Here is a 16,652-nt window from a genome sequence, read left to right as displayed (position 1 = left end):
GTACGGTTGGCAGGACAAGGCAGCCGACAGCCAGATGGTGGTCGCATGCCCCGGAGCACAACCTCCGCAGCGCTGGACGGCGGCGGAGCCCCCCGTACCGCCCGGACACCGTCAGTCCACACGTCCGGAATCGGCATCACGGAGTCGCAGCTGCAACTGGCTCCGACCGGTGACCCGCTGCTGGCCGCGAAGTTCTCCGTGCCGTCCGTTCCAGGGACGTTCGTACGTCGCAAGCGCCTGCTGGACCGCCTCACGGACGGAACGGCGGGACCGCTGACCCTGATCACGGGCCCGGCCGGCGCCGGTAAGACCATGCTCGCCGCCTCGTGGGCGGTCGGGGCGACGGCACCGCACCCGGCGGTCGTGTGGCTGACCCTCGAGGACGACGACGGCGCGCCCGGCGTGTTCTGGACGTACGTCCTCGAAGCCTTCCGTCACCACCACGTGACGCTGCCCGACACTGTCGGCTCCCCCACGCGCGCCGACAACGTCGACCGTTCCCTGCTGGTCCGGCTGGCTTCCGCGCTGGCGCGGCTGGATCAGCCGGTGGTTCTCGTACTCGACGGCCTCGACCAGGTGCCCGACCGCGAGGTGGCTTCGGGCCTGGACTTCATCCTGAATCACGCGGGACCGCAGCTGCGCCTGGTGCTGATCAGCCGGGTCGACCCGCTGCTCCCTCTGCACCGCTACCGCGCCGAGGACAGCATCTGCGAGATCCGCGGCGCCGACCTGGCGTTCACCCGGCACGAGACCGCGACGCTGCTGCGGCGGCACGGCCTGGTTTCGTCGGCGGAGACCGTCGACGCCCTCACCCGGCGCAGCGAGGGCTGGGCCGCCGGACTGCGGCTGTGCGCCCTGGCCATGCAGCGGAGCGACGATCCGACCGGCTTCGCCCGGTCGTTCGCCCTTTCGCAGAGTGCCGTCGCCGACTATCTGCTTGCCGAGGTCGTCGAGGCCCAGCCCGCCGCCACCCAGGACCTGCTGGTGCGTACGAGCATCCTGAACCGGGTGCACCCACAGCTGGCGAACCTGCTGACCGGACGCGAGGACGCCGAGGGGATCCTGGCCGGGCTCACCCGCGCCAACACCTTCGTCGAACCGATCGGTGACACGCCCTGGTGCCGCTTCCATCCGCTGTTCACGGAGGTTCTCCACGCACATCTGCGCAGCCACCAGCCCGGCCTCGAACCGCAGCTGCATCGCCTCGCGGCCCGCTGGTTCGCCGATGCCGGCCTGGTCTCCGAAGCCATGGAACACGCGGCCGCGGCAGAGGACTGGGAGTGCGCCGCCGCCCTGATCGTCGATCACCTGGCCCTCGGCGGCGGGCTCACCGGCCCGGACAACCACCGGCTGGAGCGGCTCTTCGCCGGCATGCCCGCCGACCTCCCGGGAGCCGCCCCCTGGCTGCGCCACCTGCTCGAGCAGCGGCCCGAACTCACCAGTGGCCACCCTTGGCGCATCGAGCGCACGGCATCCGCCGACGGCACCCCGGCCTTGGACTGCACGGCGACCCTGAACGGCACTGCGGCCCTGGACGGCGGGCCGGCGCAGGCGATTGTCGTCGAGTCGCTCAGCGACCGCGAATGCGACGTACTGCGGCTTGCCGCGGAGATGATGTCGACCGAGGAGATCGCCGCGGAGCTGTATGTGTCCGTCAATACGGTGAAGACACATCTGAGGAGCATCTACCGCAAGCTTTCCGTTTCCCGGCGCAGCGACGCGGTCCGCCGTGCGAGGGAGCTCCACCTGCTCTGACGGCGGCGTGGGCTCGGCGTGCCTGCTCAGCTTGCGGGCTCACCTCAACCGGGTGATGCCGCACCGGCCGCACGTCGGACACCATGCAAGGAGACGATTCCCCAGGAGCATCCAGGATCATTGGGAAGTGCGGGCCATGCGTTACGAGTTCCGCGTCACCGGCCTCCTGTCCACGCCGGTTGCAGAGGCCTTCCCCGAGTTGGCGGAAGTGCCCGCCCCACAGCAGACACTCCTCTTCGGCCCCGTCACCGACGAGGCGCATCTGTACGGGCTCCTCATGCGCTTCCAGGACTTGGGCCTGCACGTGGTCGAGATGCGTCGGCTGCCGGACTGACCCGGTCCGAAGAGGCAAGGAGGCCTCGCGATGAGAGTGACGACCCCGGACGTACATCTGACCCCGTACGAGCGGGCCGCTCGCGGCAAGGCAGCCCGCGACCGGATGCCACGCACCGGCCATGCCCTGTTCGCACCGCCGGCGAACCGGACCGACCCGGTCGAGATCATCGAACGCCAGTCCGCCGCTCGCGTGCCGGAGCTCGTTCCCATCCGGTACGGCCGGATGCTGGAATCACCCTTCCGGTTCTACCGGGGCGCGGCCGCGATCATGGCCTCCGACCTGGGCGCCGCGCCCCACACCGGGATCGTCGCGCAGCTCTGCGGAGACGCCCATCTGCTGAACTTCCGGCTGCTCGCCTCCGCCGAACGGCATCTTGTCTTCGACATCAACGACTTCGACGAAACCCTGCCCGGCCCGTGGGAGTGGGACGTCAAACGGCTTGCGGCGAGCCTTGTGATCGCCGGTCGCGAGAACGGTTTCTCGCGGAAACAGCGCAGAGCCGTCGTACAGGGCACCGTCGGGGCGTACCGGGACGCCATGCGCAGCTTCGCCGGGATGACCAACCTCGATGTCTGGTACACCCAGGCCGACGCCGACCAGCTCCATGAACTCCTGCCGGAGCGGCTGGGCAAGGGCGCCCGCGACAAGGTGTCCCACGCGCTGTCCACCGCACGCACCCGCGACACCCTGCAGGCGTACAGGAAACTCACGAAGGTCGTCGACGGCGCACGGCGGATCGCGGCCGACCCGCCGTTGATCGTCCCGCTGAGCGACCTGCTCCCCCACGTCGCACGCCACGAGCTCGAGCAGCAGATCCGTCTGCTCATCAAGGGATACAGCCGCAGCCTCCCGTCCGACCGGCGTCACCTGCTGGAACAGTTCCGGCTGGTCGACATCGCCCGCAAAGTGGTCGGTGTCGGCAGCGTGGGCACCCGCTGCTGGGTGCTGCTCCTGCTCGGCACGGACGACAAGGACCCGCTGCTGCTGCAGGCCAAGGAAGCCGACCAGTCCGTGCTCGCCCCGTACGCCGGCGCCGGCGAGTACGAGAACCAGGGGCAGCGTGTCGTATCCGGGCAGCGGCTCATGCAGGCGGCCGGTGACATCTTCCTCGGCTGGGATCGGGTCACGGGCATCGACAGCCTTCAGCGCGACTTCTACGTCCGCCAGCTGCGCGACTGGAAGGGCATCGCACTACCGCACCTCATGCCCCCGGACCAGCTCGAATACTTCGGCAGCCTGTGCGGCACCACACTGGCCCGCGCCCACGCCCGCTCCGGCGACCGGATCGCCATTGCCGCCTACCTCGGCAGCAACGACAGCTTCGACCGGGCGCTCGCGGAGTTCGCCGAGCTCTACGCCGACCAGAACGAGCGCGACCACCAGGCCCTCATCGACGCCGCGCGCGCTGGACGGATCACTGCTGAGACTGTCTGACCCCGGATGGCGACCGGTGAGCGACCCGGTGAGCGACCGGATGGGCGACCGGATGGCGGCCGATCACACACGATTCACCCGTGACGGGTGAGGGCTCGCGCCGGGAAACGAGGAGGCTGAAAGGGAGCGGACCTGGAGTCCGACTGTGAGTGGCAGGAGGAGAGCTATGGATGGAGATCTGGTCCTGGCGTACGACTATCCCGTGCTGGGCGCCTTCTGGACCGTGATGTGGATCTTCCTCTGGGTCATGTGGCTGATGCTGCTCTTCCGGATCATCATCGACATCTTCCGTGACCACGAGATGAGTGGATGGGCGAAGACGGGATGGCTGATCTTCGTCCTCATCATCCCCTTCCTGGGTGTCCTGGTGTACGTGATCGCCCGCGGCAAGGACATGGGCAAGCGCGAACTCGAACATGCACAGGCTCAGCGATCCGCCATGGACTCCTACATCCGTGAAACAGCCGGCGGTGCCGGCGGCGGGGTGGACCAGCTGGCCAAACTGTCCGAGCTCAAGGCCAAGGGCGACATTTCCGAGGCGGAGTTCGAGCGGGCCAAGGAAAAGCTCCTGCACTGAACCCGCGCACCGCTCTCGGTGTCGTGGGGTTCCCGGCAGGTCTGCCTGCCGGCAGCGGAGGTGGTGAAGAACCGGGTCGGACGCGAAACGGCCGACCCGCCGAAATCCGAAGCCGCCGCACCGGCAGGTGCGGGAACGGAGAACAACAGGGAGTAGAGGAAACACCATGTCGCAGACAACTCATCCACGGTCGACCCACGATCGCTCCGACGCATCCCTGGCGGCTGCCGGCGGGCTCGTGGTGTTCGCCGCAGTAATGCTGATCATCGGCGGTATCCTCGACGTCTTCCGAGGCATCATGGCCATCGCCAACGACGACATCTTCGTCTCCACACCGCGCTATGTCTTCAGGTTCGATCTGACCGGGTGGGGCTGGCTCCATCTGATCCTCGGAGTCGTGGCCATCCTCGTGGGCGTCAGCCTGTTCAAGGCCCCGCTCTGGGCGCGGATCGTCGGCATCGCAATCGCGGCACTGCTCATCATCACCAACTTCCTGTCCCTGCCGTACTACCCGTTCTGGTCGGTCATCGCGATCGCGCTGTACGCGTTCATCATCTGGGCGCTGTGCGTCGTGCGGCAGGACGAAATGACGGGGTGACGGCGCGTCCGGCGGCACGTGCGGGGGTGCCGGTGGTCGGGCCGCATACCGGTCGTGTACCGCAAGGCCGACGAGGTCCGCTCCTGGGAAGGCGCGGACCTCGTGCGCTGCTCCGGCTGCGGGCGGTTGGTACCCGCCGCCAGCCACTGACAGAGGCACTGGTGACACACAACTCACCGACCAGGATCATGAGTTCATGCCACCACTCTGGATATCCTTCACGTCCGAAAAATCCAATGGCGACGTAACGCTCGGCGAGCTCGAGGCCTTCGTCAAAGCAGCTCTGGAGGCGGGAGCGCCGCCAACGCAGCCGGTCGTGATCGAGCGGGAGAACACCCGCAAGACGTTGAAGTGGGTCGGCGTGGTGAAACCCGGCAAGTAGGGCCTGCCGCAGGGCGCCCCACCCGTAACGCACTGCGCCCCCTCCGGTGGGAGGGGGCGTCTTTCTGCGTCAAGGGTCAGGCCGGCTTCTCCCCCAGGGCGGCGTGCAGCCAATCCAGCGACCCGTGCGAGAGGAGCTCGTCCGCGAGGCGCTGCCCAGTCTCCGTCACGAGACGGCCACGGCTGTTGTCGATCCACCGCTGCGCGTTCTCGTAGCCCTGCGCCCTGTACTCGATGCCCTGCAGCATGCACTCCAGCTTGTCCGCGTCCCGGGCGCAGATCGCTTCCGGTGTCTCCTTAGCCTCATACTCCGCGACCAGGTCCCGCACGGTCGAGGCCAGCACCTCGGGCATGCCAGCCGTCTGGTCGGCCGTCACGTCCTCCGGATCGGCCTCGGAGGAGTACTTCTTGCCGAGGTAGTTCACGTCACCGGTGCGGGTCTCCTGCGAGTCATGCCACACCGCGAGGAACGCGGCCCGCGCGGGGTCGGCGCCCTCGAGCTTCGCGATGATCGACGCGATCAGCGACGTGCGCCACGAGTGCTCGGCAACGCTCTCCGGGTCGCGGACCCCGGCCATCCACCATCCCGTGCGCCTCGCGTGCTTAAGCGTGCCCGCCTCGTACAGGAAGTGCGCGACCGCGGACAGGTCGTCAGCCACCGTCCGTCTCCTCTCACGCCTCGGCGAGGCGGATTGCGTACCGGATGCCCTCGAGCTCCCGGCGCGCACGCGTCGACAGCTCTGGGCTATCCAACATCACGGGAAGCCGCTCGCGCAGGGCGCGGCCTGTGGGAGACGGGCGCAGGAGGTTGGGGCGGGCGGCGAGGAGCGTCCACAGGGTGTGCACGTTGAGGTCGAAAAATCCGTGGTGTGGCGTGAGGCCGCGTACCAGGTGGTGCATCAGCCTGTCGCCTTGCCAAGGGCCCGCGGCGGGCGCGGCGATGAAGTCGTCGGACAGTTGGATGTGCGGAGCTTCGCCGATCCAGTACGCCCAGTAGTTGAGGTTGGCGGCCTCGCCCGCGTCGTCGTCGGCGAAGGTCGTGGTGATGAAGTGCCCCATCCTGTCGCGGTCGCCCTGGCGGGCAGCGACGGCAGCGACCGAGCGGGCGTTGAGCCAGTGCGTCAGCCAGTCGTCGGGACGCTCCGTGCGCTGCTGGTGGGCCAGCCATTCGGAGGTGTCCGCGCCTTCGTCGTAGCCGGCCAGATAGAGCGCCTGGCGGCGGAGGAGGAAGTGTTCAGCTCCGCGGGCCTGTTCGGCGGTGCGCCGCATGCGGGCGAAGAAGCTTCTGCGATCGTCGGCCGATAGCTCCGGCCCTTCCGGGACGGGGCCGCGGCGCGGTCGAGGCGGGGCGGGGAGGTCCCGAAGCGGAGTGGGTGCGACGCCGTTGAGAGGCCAGGAGAGAACCTCGACCAAATCGCGCTGCATGACCCATGCACCGATCGGGTTGTCGTCGGCGGCCGGGCTGTCGTCCAGGGCGCTGGCCAGCAATACGTCGGCTTCCATAGCCGGTTCGAGGGCTAAGAGCAGCGCGGGGCTGGTGCCTAACTGCAGGAGCCGTTGGCGGTGTACGAGCATCTGGCCAACGGGCACGGCGGTGAGCGGCCGACGGCCGGACTCCCACCCCGCGATGGTGTCGGGCGAGGCGCGGAAGTGTTCGGCGAGAGTGTCCTGCGTGTGGCCCAACTGCTCGCGGATGAGCCGGAAGACGTACCCGGAGACTATGCCGCCGCGGCCACGCTGAGCGGTTCCCTGACCCGTGGTCGGGGTGGATCGCGGGTGATTGTCCATGGCGTCCCCCTTGCCCGTACAGAGCGGCCGGTTACCCGTACCTGCGGTCACTTCAAGCGGTGATCTGCGCTTTCTACTGTCGTAACAGCAGTGATGACCGGGCAACTCAGCGTAGTAGGAAGGCCGTCGTCGTGGAGATCGAAGAGCCCACCCCGTCAGTGGAGACGCCGCGCGCCTTCATCTACGACCGTCACGCCACCGCCTCGACCGTCATTCTCGACATCCGTCTCGACCGCTGCCGCGCCTACGCCGAGTCGCGGGGATGGGACGTCGCGGGAATCTGGCTCGACCTTGGCGACCACGCCCTGAGTCATTACAGGCCGCAGTTCGACGCGCTGTGCGTGGCCATGGACAGAGACCCCCGGGGCGTCGTGTGCCTCGTCGACGGCTGGGACCGGCTCACCCGGGACGCCTCGCAGAGCTCGGTCATGCGACACCGCGTCGTGCAGGCCGGCGGGCACTGCGTGACAGCCGAGGGCGAGAGCGACGCGCCTGCCGAGAAGCAGCGGTCGGCTCTGCACACCCCACTAAACGCCCGCCCCGGCCGATGCATCCGGCCAGGAAACCCCGGCCGGGGCGGAGCGATCCCCATCCAGTAGAGGAGATCAACGTGAGCGTACCTCCGTCCCCGTACCCGGACCCGCCCGGCAACCCCATCCCTGCATTGGCCCGCTGCCTGATCACGGACAAGCAGTTCACCAGCTGTCGCAAGACCGTGATGGACGCCAACCCGGACATGGCCGAGGAGATGGCCGGCCGCATCATCGAGGAGGCCCTCAAGTTCGTGGTCGCCTGCTCCCGGTACTCCGCGGTCGGGCTCGCCCCGTCCCGCATCGTCGACGAGGGATGGCATGCGCTGATCCTGCACACGGCGATGTACGCGGAGCTGTGCGACGAGCTCGGCAGCTTCGTGCACCACTACCCGGGCTATGACCCGACGCACTACGACCCGGCGATCCTCGACCGCACACGAGAGATGATCGCCAAGATGGGATACGTGGCGGACCCGGAGCTGTGGAGCGCGCCGTCGGACGAGACGCTCGTGTCGGTGGCGGCGCAGTGCCAGCACGCACCGGAGTGCACGATCCGGCCCATGCCGACCCCCCAGCCGCCCGTAGTCTGAGCGCAGGAGGTGGCTCATGACCGAGTGGATTGACCCGCGGTACGCGGAGCTGGTCGCAGCGTGGAAGCGCGCCCGGACTCCCGAGTCCCGCGACCCGGAGCCCCGGCCCGTGAGGGGATTCGTCGCCCCGTCCAAGGCCTGACGCTCGTTCAGCGGCCCCGACCGTCCGCTTCCCCCGCGGCGGACGGCCGGGGCTCTTCCATGTCTTGATCGTTAGCGCTTCGCCCGAGCTATCGATCTTCAAGGCCCCCGAAACGCAGCCAGCCCCAGATCAGATGTGCTCTGACCTGGGGCTTAGCGGTAGGCCGTGTGGGACTCGAACCCACAACCAACGGATTAAAAGTCCGCTGCTCTGCCAATTGAGCTAACGGCCCTCGGCATTGCATCCCCGAGCATAGCCGGACAGGACCGGTGAGCCGATCGGGTATCGGATCACCGGCCCCGTCGAGACCCCGCCGCAGGTCACCGACGTGACGTCTCGCGGGCGATCGTCCGGGGGTGGTTGCGGTTCAGGAACCAGTGGCGGGCCGAGGCCAGCCACCACGCCGCGGCGAAGCCCAGGACGACCAGGACCGCCACCGGGGCGTAGTTGAACGTCTCCGAGGTGACCGGGGAGACCTGCGGAAGCATGAAGAGCACGGTGATCACCGCGACCCAGGTCACCGCCACGATGCCGATCGGGCGGGACCAGCGGCCCAGGTGCCAGGGGCCGCGTTCGAAGCCGTCGCCGCGGAACAGCCGCAGCAGGGTGGGGATGACGTACGCGATGTAGAGGCCGATGACCGCGATCGACGTCACAGCCGCGTAGGCGGTGACATTGATCAGATACGGCAGACCGAGGGCCAACGCACCGACGGTCGCGAGCCAGACCGCGGCGACGGGCGTACGGGTCCGGGGGCTGACCGTGTGCCAGACGTTCGAGAACGGCAGGGCGCCGTCCCTGGAGAAGGCGTAGATCATGCGGCTGTTCGCAGTGACCGACGCCATACCGCAGAAGAGCTGGGCGCCGATGACGACCAGGAGCAGCAGCTTCCCTCCGGTCGCACCGAGAGCGTCCAGCAGGATCTGGGCCGGCGGCGCTCCCGTCGGAGAGGTCAGGGCTCCTTCGTACGACTGGATGGCGAAGGTGAAGCCGAGCAGCAGGACGAAGCCCGCGATCCACGAGGTCCAGATGGACTGGACGATGCCGCGCGGGCCGGCGGTCGCGGCGTCGTGGGTCTCCTCGGTCATATGGGCCGAGGCGTCGTAGCCGGTGAAGGTGTACTGGGCCATCAGCAGTCCGATGAGGACGACATACAGGCTGCTGCTCCAGCCGGTGTTGTTCACGAACTTCGTGAACACGAACGACGCCGACTGGTGGGAGTCGGGTACGAGGGTGAGCGCGCCGACGATCAGCGCGACGCCCAGCACATGCCACCAGACGCTGACGTTGTTGAGGATCGCGACTATGCGTACGCCGAAGGTGTTGAGGAGGCCGTGCAGCGCCAGGATCGCGGCGAACAGCAGGATCGTGCGGCCCGGCGTGACCTCGAAGCCGAACTGGAGATTGAGGTACGCGCCCAGGAAGGACGCGGCGCCGAAGTCGATACCCGCTGTGACGGCGACCTGGCCGAGGACGTTGAACCAGCCCGTGAACCAGGCCCAGGCGGCCGCGGTGCGCGGAGGTGCCAGCCGGTGGGCCCAGAAGTACAGGCCCGCGGAGGTCGGGTACGCCGAGCAGATCTCGGCCATCGCCAGGCCGACGAACAGGGTCATCAGGCCGACGGCGACCCAGCCCCAGGTGATCACGGCCGGGCCGCCGGTGTTCATGCCGAAGAGGTAGAGGGTGAGACAGCCGGAGAGGACCGAGATGATGGTGAAGGAGACGGCGTAGTTGGAGAACGCCGACATCCGGCGGGCGAGAACCTGGGTGTAGCCGAGCTGGGCCAGGCGCTCCTCGTCGGACCCTGCGGAGGGTGGGGTGGGGGTGGTGGATACGGATTCGGGCGCGGCGACGGGCGCGGGCGCCGAGCCGACTGGCGGGGGCTTCCCCGTACTGGCGTCATCTGTCATGCCCCCAGCAATTCCCTTGCCGGGGGCACCACATGCGCCGGTCGTGGCCTAAAACAGCGCCCGGTAGTTCTGCCAGCCCGTTCCGATCGTCTCCGTCGCCCCGAACGTGTGGAAGTCGGTCATCGTCAGCGTCCCGGCCGCGTCGTCCTGCTGGACCACGAAGCCGTCGCCGAGCTTCGCGGACTTCGAGTACGGCACGGAGGTGAACCGGGGGAAGTTGGCGTCGGAGTCCCAGATCCAGGACTTCTTGGCGTCGTCGCACCGCCAGTAGACCCACCGTCCGACCTTCTGCAGCTCGTCCGGCGAGCAGCTCAGACCGGTGTCCGAGGCGTACGGAGCGTCGGTCCTCGTCGCCAGGTCGTACCACCTGATGCTGCCCTGCCTGCTGCCGGGCGTCCACATCGTCGAGCCCCAGATCGTGACTGCGCTGATCGAGCGGGTCGTGAGAACCCTGGGCCCGCCCTGCTAGAAGAGCCTTGTATAGCGCTGCCAGCCGGCCCCGATCTTCACTGTCGACCCGAACGAACCCTTGCCGTTACCGGGATTGCGCAGCAGATCACCGACAGCGTTGCGGGAAACCAGGTCGTTCCTGCCGTCACCGGTGAGGTCACCGACACCGACGAACGCATTGCGGCCGACGGCCCAGTTGTTGCCGAAGACCAGAGCCCGTGGCTTGAGCGAGCCCGTCGCGGAACCGTCGTAGCGCCACAGCGAGTTGGCCTTGTCTACGGCGAGGACATCCCCGATGCCGTCGCCATTCAGGTCTCCGGCACCGATGACCGCACGGTAGCCGGTCCACTTGGCGCCGATCTTCACGGGTGCGCTCAGGCCGCCCGCGCCATTGTCGGCGTAAAGAAACAGATCGCCGGTGGAGCGCTGGCGGGCGACCAGATCGACCCGGCCGTCACCCGTCAGATCGCCAGGGCTGGCCATGGTGTCGAACTGGCCGAACCCGGCGCCGATCCTGGCCTTGGGGCTCGAGGTGCTGGGGACGCCCTCGCACTGGACTCCGTAGCGGTAGAGGTCTCCGGCGGTGGTGCGTACGAGCAGGTCGTTGCAGCGGTCGCCGTCCATGTCGCCGAAGGGAACGAAGAGGTTGCTCTCGGTCCAGCCGCTCGTGGAGCGGAGGGAGGCGCCGGTGTAGTTCCCGGCGTAGAGCCCCTGGTGGCTGGTGAGCGCACCGCCGCGCGTTGTGAGCAGTTCGGGTGCTCCGTCGCTGTCGTAGTCCCGGAAGGGTGTGGCGGCTCCGTAGACAGCCACGGCCCCACTTCCTACCGTTCGGGTCCCGGTTCCGTCCCCGGGGTCGGCGCTCAGCGTCCAGGTGTACCTGCCGCTGTAGATCATCTTTCCGTCGTCACCCGTGCCGTCCCAGGTGACGGCTATCTGTGCCCCCTCCCGGTCCGTGCTGGTGATCGTCTTCGCGACGCGGCCCGAAGAGTCCTTGAAAGCGAGGCTCCAGCGGACGGCAGGGCGGGTCAGCAGCCAGCTGCCCTTCCAGGTGTTGCGGCGGCCCTCCCCGTTCACCGAGAAGTTGATGCCGGTCGCGGACTGCGACTCGGCGACACCGATCGGGGAGCGGGGCACGGTCACCGCCTTGATGTGCACGCGCTGCTGGGCATCGACGTACGCGACGTGGCCACCGAACTTGTCGACGGTCCAGTTGAGCCGCCGCCCGGACTGGATTCCCCCCGCGGGCACATCGGCGAACTCGGTCGTCGTCGCGGCCGTACCACCGCCGGCATGGAAGTCGGTCAGCATCAGCTTGCCCGCGGCGATGTCCTTACGGACCACGAAACCATCCCCGAGCAGTGCCTCGCCCGACGGAACGACGCTGCTCTTGCGGGTCTTCTGGTCCCACACTCCGGCCTTGCCGGCCGGGCCGCAGGACCAGTAGAGCCAACGCCCCACCGCCTGAAGCTCATTGGGCACGCATCCCGAGCCGATGGCCAGATCCGCGGAGCTCTTCTTCGACTTGAGGTCGTACCAGCTGACGGTCCCCGTGGCCGTGCCCGGCTTCCAGAGCGTCGTGCCCCACACGGACGCGGCTGTGGCGGCGCGCGTGAGCACAACATTGTCCGAGCTGTACTGCTCGAAGTCGCCGATGTACTGCTTCTGGCTGGTCCCGTCCGGCCCGTTGATCACCGTGTAGCGGCCGTTCGCGTCCACGAGGCTCGCCAGTTCGCCGAGCCGCAACCCTTTGGCGGTGTTGATGGAGAGCGGCGCAGACACGTCCCATCCGCTGGCGATGGCCGTATACCCGTTACCCAGGGACTGCACCCCCGACTGCGATTCGTCGGCATAGCCCCGGATCCGGCGCTCGCCTGCCGTGGGCGTCCCGTTGACCTCCACATCACGCTCGTACAGGCTCGTGAACGTATGCGCATCAGTTCGGCTGACATAGCTGAGCCTGCCACCGCCGAGCGTGAGTGCTTGGACCGGTGCCGGCATGGGTGGCACATCCCGCAGCCTGGTGACCGCGAGGCTGCCGTTCTCGCCGACGGCGATCCGGCGCAACGCCCAGTCACTGGCCTTGGTGCCGCCTACGGCGATGGCGCTTCCGTCGGGCGCGACCGCCAGTTGGTCGGCTGCGTACGGCAGCAGGTCCTGGACCGCGCCGCCGCCCACCGGAATCGTCTGAAGCTTGTACCCCGGCAGGCCCTTGGCCCGGTACGTCTCGATGTACCGCCGGAAGACGATGTGGTCCCCGACCGTGCGGAACGTCCCGGTCGTGTACTCCCCCGCGGCCGGGGCGGGCAGCGCGGTCTCCACGGGCGTCGCCGACACGTTGTCGCGCGAAACGGTGAGCAGGGGCACCGAACCTCCGGCCGAGACCCCCAGCACATACTTCTCACCGAGGTAGAGGGCGCGGCCCGACATCTCCGGGGCGAGCTCGCGCAGCGTGGCGGACGGGTAGTCGAGTACGTAGCGATGCGTCTTACCGCTCGCCCGCAGATCGACGACAGTACCCCTGGTGTCCAGCTGGCCGTACGAACCGCCCATCGTCATGCCGGACGGGACCCCGTCGACCGGCCGCTCCTCGGTCGTACCGTCGACCGACCGCAGGATGCTTATACCGGTGACGACACCGTCCCTGAGCAGGAGGACGGCGACCGAATCCGCGTTGTATCCGACAGAGATGGCACCTGCGGGGATTTCCACCTGCTTCACGGACTTGGTGGACAGATCACGGATGGTCGCCGTACGCGGCTCGGACACCAGGTTGGGGCTGAACATGAGGCGCAGGCCCGAATGGGAAAAGCCGTAGCTGCTCAGGGGGGCGATCGGCTCCGTCTCCCCGGAGGCGTAGTCGGTCCACACGGAGCCGTTCGTGCCCTCCTGCCCGTGCATATAGCCGTTCGTTCCGGCTTGCGTCAGCGTCTCGGCGCGTGGCGCGAAACGGGCGTCGGCCGGGATCACTGTCTCTTCCGCGACCGGCACTTCGGCGGCTGCCGCGACCGGGCCGATGGCCAGGACCGGAGTTCCGCCCAAGGCGAGGACAACGGCGGTGGCCGCGGCTCGCCCGCTGGAACGGCGCATTCTCATCGAGAGTCCTTCTGATCGTGAATCGTCGTACAGGGCGGCCGGCGGCTAGTACAGCGCGCTGTAGTTCTGCCAGCCCGTGCCGATCTGCACGGTGGATCCGAAGGACCCCTTGCCGTCACCGCTGTTACGGAGCAACTTGCCATTGGTGTCCCGGGAGACCAGATCGTTCTTGCCGTCTCCGGTGATGTCACCGATCCCGACGATGGCGTCACGGCCCGCGCCCCAGTTCGTGAACACAACGACCGGCGCGGTGAACGTCCCGTACCCGGTGGCGCTGTGACGCGACAGCGTTCCGTCCGTGCCCAGGGTCAGCAGATCGCCGCGGCCGTCACCGTTCAGATCTCCGGCGCCGATCAGGCGCAGGCCGTCCCACTTGCCGGGGATTTTCACGCCTGCCTTGATGCCGCCGGCGCCGTTGTCGGCGTACAGATACAGATCGCCGGTTGAGCGCTGGCGGGCGAGCAGGTCGGCGCGGCCGTCTCCCGTCATGTCGCCGGAGTTCAGCACGGTGTCGAAAGTGTTGAAGCCCGCGCCGATCTTCGCCTTGGGGCTGGCGGTGCTGACGACGCCCTTGCACTTGGCGCTGTAGCGGTAGAGGTCGCCTGTGGTGGTGCGTACGACGACGTCGTTGCAGCCGTCCGCGTCCAGATCACCGAACGGCACGACCTGGTTGATGTCGCTCCAGCCGGTCGAGGTCGTCCGCGAAGCGCCCGCGCTGCCGCCGGTGAAGTTCTCCTCGGCGCCGAGTGTGCCCCCGGCCACGGTGAACAGTTCGCCCGCGCCGTTGCCGTTGTAGTCCCTGAGGGGAAGGGAGACATCGGCGAGTTGCACGATGCCGCTCTGCACCTCACGCCCGCTGCCGTCGCCGGGATCCGCGCTGAGCGTCCAGGTGTAGTGAGCTGCGGGCAGAGGCTTGCCGTCGTCGCCCATGCCGTTCCACGTGGCCGAGATTTCGGCGCCCTTGCGGTCGGTGGAGGTGATGGTGCGTACGGTACGGCCCGCCGGGTCCTTGAAGGCCACGCTCCATGTGGCGGCAGGCCGCGACAGCTGCCAGGTGCTGTCCCAGATGTTGTCCTTGCCGTTCGGCCGGGCGAGGTTCAGAACCGTGCCGTCCGTACGGTTCTCGATGACCCCGATCGGCGAGCGCGGAACGGTCACCGACTTGACGTGAATGCGCTGCTGGGCATCGGTGTACGCGGCGTGGCCACCGAACTTGTCGACCGTCCATTGGCTGTTCACGGGCACGGTTGCGAACTCGGTCGTCTTCACGGCCGCCGGATCTCCGGTGTGGAAGTCGGAGAGCGTGAGCTCGCCCGCCGCCTGGTCCTTGCGGACGAGGAAGCCGTCACCGAGCTGCGCCGGGCCGAAGGGGACGGGGGTGCTCAGCCGGGTCTTCTGGTCCCAGACCCCGGCCTTGGCCGCCGTGGCGCAGCTCCAGTAGATCCAACGTCCCACCGCCTGAAGCTCGTTGGGGGCGCATCCCGAGCCGATGGCGAGAGCTGACGAGGTCTTGTGAGTCTTCATGTCGTACCAGGAGACGGCGGAAGGAACCGCCGGGTCCGAGAGCCAGACGGTCGTACCCCAGACGGCGGCAGAGTCCTGGCCGTCGAACCGGCGCGTGTCGAGCGACTTGAGGTCTCCGACGTACTGGTTGCCCTTTTGGCTCGTGTCGGGGTCGGCGTCGGTATCGCTCACGACATACCGCCCGGTGCCGCCGGTCAGCCGCCCGTAGATCTGGGAGCGGTCGCCACCCGCAACGACATAACCATCCTTCATATAGGCGGAATTGCCGTTGCCGAGCGACACCACCGGACCCACGGGCCCGTAGAGAGTGCTCTTCAGCGATCGTTCGCCGGCAGCCGGAGCACCATGGAGCGCGAGAGAGTGCTCATACATAGCCGGCCACGCGGCCGCGTCGGATGTCGCCACGTAGTGGAGAGTCCCGGCACCCAGCGAAAGCCCGTCGACCGTCGTCGACGTCGGCGGCACATCCTTGACCTTGGTGATCCGGGGGGCGCCGTCCGGGCCGACGGTGATGCGGCGAACCGCCCAGTCCACCGAGCTGCTGCCGCCGGTGACCAGGAGGCTGCCGTCGGGAGCGATCGCCGGAGCTTGGGATTCGTACGGAAGCAGATCGCGGACCTCACCGCCGCCGACGGGTACGGCCTGCAGCTTCACACCGGGCAGGGAAGGAATCCCCGTCGTCTCACGGCTCCAGCCGAAGACGATCCAGTCGCCCAGCAGCGTCTCCCAGTTGTCATCGCGGTATCCGGCAGGCGGCGGCGGCAGTTGCGTCACCGTGGGCGTGGCAAGTGGGTCGGCGCGCGGCACAGTGCGGACCTGCCGCCCGGCGTCGCTGTACCTGTCCAGCAGGTGCTTGTCCCCGAACTGGGTGACGTCCACCTCCCGGTGGTCCGGCAGCTCCCGCAGCTCGGCGGAGCCGTAGTCGACGAGGTACTCCTTCTCCACCCTGTCGTCCAGCGTGGTCAGGAGCACCACAGCGCCTGTGCTGGTCCGGTGGTAGGCGGCGGCGTCCGTCAGCTTGACGCCCTTGGGCAGTCCCGTGATCGGACGCTCGACGGCCTGGCCGCCCTCCATCCGTACGATGCTCAGCGAGGTGAGCTCACCGTCCGCCGCGGAAGCGCGGTCCACGAGCACGGAGTCGGCAGTGAACGCCTTCGTCCAGCCGGCACCCGCAGGCACCTCGATCTTGCGCACGGACGCGGAACCCAGCTCGGTAATGCTCACCGTCCGGGGCGCGCCCGGGATCTCCGCGTCGAGGGCCGCTCGCATCCCTGCGTACCCGCTCCCGGTGGCGGTCAGCGGCTTGGTCTCACCGGAGGCGTAATCCGTCCAGAGAGTGCCGGTGGTGCCCTCCTGCTCATGCAGATACCCGGTCGCACCGACCTCCAGCACCTTGTCCGCGACCGGCTGGAACCGTGCCGGAGCCGGCAGGACAACCTCGCCCGAAGGGTCGTCGGCGGCGACCGCGGACGAGGCGGCCAGTGGACCGAGGCCCGTGGTCATGACGATGGCCAAGGTGGCCGAGGTGCATGCACGCAGG

The 16,652-nt window shown here is 68.3% G+C and carries 15 protein-coding genes and 1 tRNA gene; 9 read left to right on the top strand and 7 right to left on the bottom strand.

The features are described 5' to 3' along the window. Positions 1 to 45: 45 nt before the first annotated feature. The 6 genes from AB0D12_RS20735 (at position 46) to AB0D12_RS20710 (ending at position 5,083) form a co-directional block, all read left to right on the top strand. Positions 46 to 1,755: a LuxR C-terminal-related transcriptional regulator gene (locus AB0D12_RS20735; RefSeq protein ID WP_362684593.1), complete on the top strand. Its 1,710-nt coding sequence runs from the start codon at positions 46 to 48 to the stop codon at positions 1,753 to 1,755. Positions 1,756 to 1,891: 136 nt separating this feature from the next. Next, a complete protein-coding gene (locus AB0D12_RS20730; protein ID WP_327328388.1) occupies positions 1,892 to 2,089 on the top strand; it encodes a hypothetical protein in 198 nt (65 codons plus the stop codon). 30 nt (positions 2,090 to 2,119) lie between these two features. Beyond that, positions 2,120 to 3,526, top strand: a complete 1,407-nt coding sequence (locus AB0D12_RS20725; RefSeq protein ID WP_362684590.1) for a DUF2252 domain-containing protein — start codon at positions 2,120 to 2,122, stop codon at positions 3,524 to 3,526. Between the two features lie 166 nt (positions 3,527 to 3,692). Next, positions 3,693 to 4,103 (top strand): SHOCT domain-containing protein, encoded by a 411-nt coding sequence (locus AB0D12_RS20720; RefSeq protein ID WP_362684587.1) that lies wholly within the window; start codon positions 3,693 to 3,695, stop codon positions 4,101 to 4,103. Positions 4,104 to 4,269: 166 nt separating this feature from the next. Further along, complete coding sequence (locus AB0D12_RS20715; RefSeq protein WP_362684585.1) at positions 4,270 to 4,701, top strand: hypothetical protein; 432 nt, start codon at positions 4,270 to 4,272, stop codon at positions 4,699 to 4,701. 196 nt (positions 4,702 to 4,897) lie between these two features. Continuing rightward, positions 4,898 to 5,083 carry a hypothetical protein gene (locus AB0D12_RS20710; protein WP_362684582.1) on the top strand — a complete coding sequence of 62 codons (186 nt, stop codon included), beginning with the start codon at positions 4,898 to 4,900 and terminating at the stop codon, positions 5,081 to 5,083. 76 nt (positions 5,084 to 5,159) lie between these two features. Here AB0D12_RS20710 and AB0D12_RS20705 read toward each other — a convergent pair whose 3' ends face one another. Continuing rightward, entirely contained in the window at positions 5,160 to 5,741 is a 582-nt protein-coding gene (locus AB0D12_RS20705; protein WP_362684579.1) for an HD domain-containing protein, read from the bottom strand. A 13-nt stretch (positions 5,742 to 5,754) separates the two neighbouring features. Further along, entirely contained in the window at positions 5,755 to 6,870 is a 1,116-nt protein-coding gene (locus AB0D12_RS20700; RefSeq protein WP_362684576.1) for a helix-turn-helix transcriptional regulator, read from the bottom strand. A 131-nt stretch (positions 6,871 to 7,001) separates the two neighbouring features. Here AB0D12_RS20700 and AB0D12_RS20695 point away from each other — a divergent pair, with 131 nt between their 5' ends. From AB0D12_RS20695 to AB0D12_RS20685, 3 genes are read left to right on the top strand one after another with little or no spacing between them, the layout of a single operon-like run. Further along, positions 7,002 to 7,469, top strand: coding sequence for a recombinase family protein (locus AB0D12_RS20695; protein ID WP_362684573.1), 468 nt, complete (start codon positions 7,002 to 7,004; stop codon positions 7,467 to 7,469). Positions 7,470 to 7,480: 11 nt separating this feature from the next. Further along, positions 7,481 to 7,993, top strand: a complete 513-nt coding sequence (locus tag AB0D12_RS20690; RefSeq protein ID WP_362684570.1) for a hypothetical protein — start codon at positions 7,481 to 7,483, stop codon at positions 7,991 to 7,993. 16 nt (positions 7,994 to 8,009) lie between these two features. Further along, on the top strand, positions 8,010 to 8,135 hold the full coding sequence (locus tag AB0D12_RS20685) for a hypothetical protein (RefSeq protein WP_362684567.1): 126 nt from the start codon (positions 8,010 to 8,012) through the stop codon (positions 8,133 to 8,135). Positions 8,136 to 8,294: 159 nt separating this feature from the next. On the opposite strand, the gene AB0D12_RS20680 is transcribed toward AB0D12_RS20685, so the two are convergent. The 5 genes from AB0D12_RS20680 to AB0D12_RS20660 form a co-directional block, all read right to left on the bottom strand. Continuing rightward, positions 8,295 to 8,367 (bottom strand) — tRNA-Lys (locus tag AB0D12_RS20680). 88 nt (positions 8,368 to 8,455) lie between these two features. Beyond that, positions 8,456 to 10,045, bottom strand: a complete 1,590-nt coding sequence (locus AB0D12_RS20675) for an amino acid permease (RefSeq protein ID WP_362684564.1) — start codon at positions 10,043 to 10,045, stop codon at positions 8,456 to 8,458. Between the two features lie 48 nt (positions 10,046 to 10,093). Further along, positions 10,094 to 10,447, bottom strand: coding sequence for a hypothetical protein (locus AB0D12_RS20670; protein WP_362684561.1), 354 nt, complete (start codon positions 10,445 to 10,447; stop codon positions 10,094 to 10,096). A gap of 63 nt (positions 10,448 to 10,510) precedes the next feature. After that, positions 10,511 to 13,588 (bottom strand): FG-GAP-like repeat-containing protein, encoded by a 3,078-nt coding sequence (locus AB0D12_RS20665; RefSeq protein WP_362684559.1) that lies wholly within the window; start codon positions 13,586 to 13,588, stop codon positions 10,511 to 10,513. 45 nt (positions 13,589 to 13,633) lie between these two features. Further along, positions 13,634 to 16,615, bottom strand: coding sequence for an FG-GAP-like repeat-containing protein (locus AB0D12_RS20660; protein WP_362684556.1), 2,982 nt, complete (start codon positions 16,613 to 16,615; stop codon positions 13,634 to 13,636). Between the last annotated feature and the right edge of the window lie 37 nt (positions 16,616 to 16,652).

Origin of the sequence: Streptomyces sp. NPDC048479 (assembly GCF_040651435.1) — a bacterium.
Classification (GTDB): Bacteria; Actinomycetota; Actinomycetes; order Streptomycetales; family Streptomycetaceae; genus Streptomyces.
Note: the sequence above shows the minus strand (reverse complement) of the source record. Positions and strands in the feature narration are given on the sequence as shown.

What these genes read in the sequence shown, in the direction of transcription:
- AB0D12_RS20675 (WP_362684564.1), bottom strand. Translation starts at nt 10,045, where the DNA reads ATGACAGATGACGCCAGTACGGGGAAGCCCCCGCCAGTCGGCTCGGCG.
- AB0D12_RS20700 (WP_362684576.1), bottom strand. Translation starts at nt 6,870, where the DNA reads ATGGACAATCACCCGCGATCCACCCCGACCACGGGTCAGGGAACCGCT.
- AB0D12_RS20670 (WP_362684561.1), bottom strand. Translation starts at nt 10,447, where the DNA reads ATGTGGACGCCCGGCAGCAGGCAGGGCAGCATCAGGTGGTACGACCTG.
- AB0D12_RS20735 (WP_362684593.1), top strand. Translation starts at nt 46, where the DNA reads ATGCCCCGGAGCACAACCTCCGCAGCGCTGGACGGCGGCGGAGCCCCC.
- AB0D12_RS20685 (WP_362684567.1), top strand. Translation starts at nt 8,010, where the DNA reads ATGACCGAGTGGATTGACCCGCGGTACGCGGAGCTGGTCGCAGCGTGG.
- AB0D12_RS20660 (WP_362684556.1), bottom strand. Translation starts at nt 16,615, where the DNA reads ATGACCACGGGCCTCGGTCCACTGGCCGCCTCGTCCGCGGTCGCCGCC.
- AB0D12_RS20725 (WP_362684590.1), top strand. Translation starts at nt 2,120, where the DNA reads ATGAGAGTGACGACCCCGGACGTACATCTGACCCCGTACGAGCGGGCC.
- AB0D12_RS20665 (WP_362684559.1), bottom strand. Translation starts at nt 13,588, where the DNA reads ATGAGAATGCGCCGTTCCAGCGGGCGAGCCGCGGCCACCGCCGTTGTC.
- AB0D12_RS20715 (WP_362684585.1), top strand. Translation starts at nt 4,270, where the DNA reads ATGTCGCAGACAACTCATCCACGGTCGACCCACGATCGCTCCGACGCA.
- AB0D12_RS20730 (WP_327328388.1), top strand. Translation starts at nt 1,892, where the DNA reads ATGCGTTACGAGTTCCGCGTCACCGGCCTCCTGTCCACGCCGGTTGCA.
- AB0D12_RS20710 (WP_362684582.1), top strand. Translation starts at nt 4,898, where the DNA reads ATGCCACCACTCTGGATATCCTTCACGTCCGAAAAATCCAATGGCGAC.
- AB0D12_RS20720 (WP_362684587.1), top strand. Translation starts at nt 3,693, where the DNA reads ATGGATGGAGATCTGGTCCTGGCGTACGACTATCCCGTGCTGGGCGCC.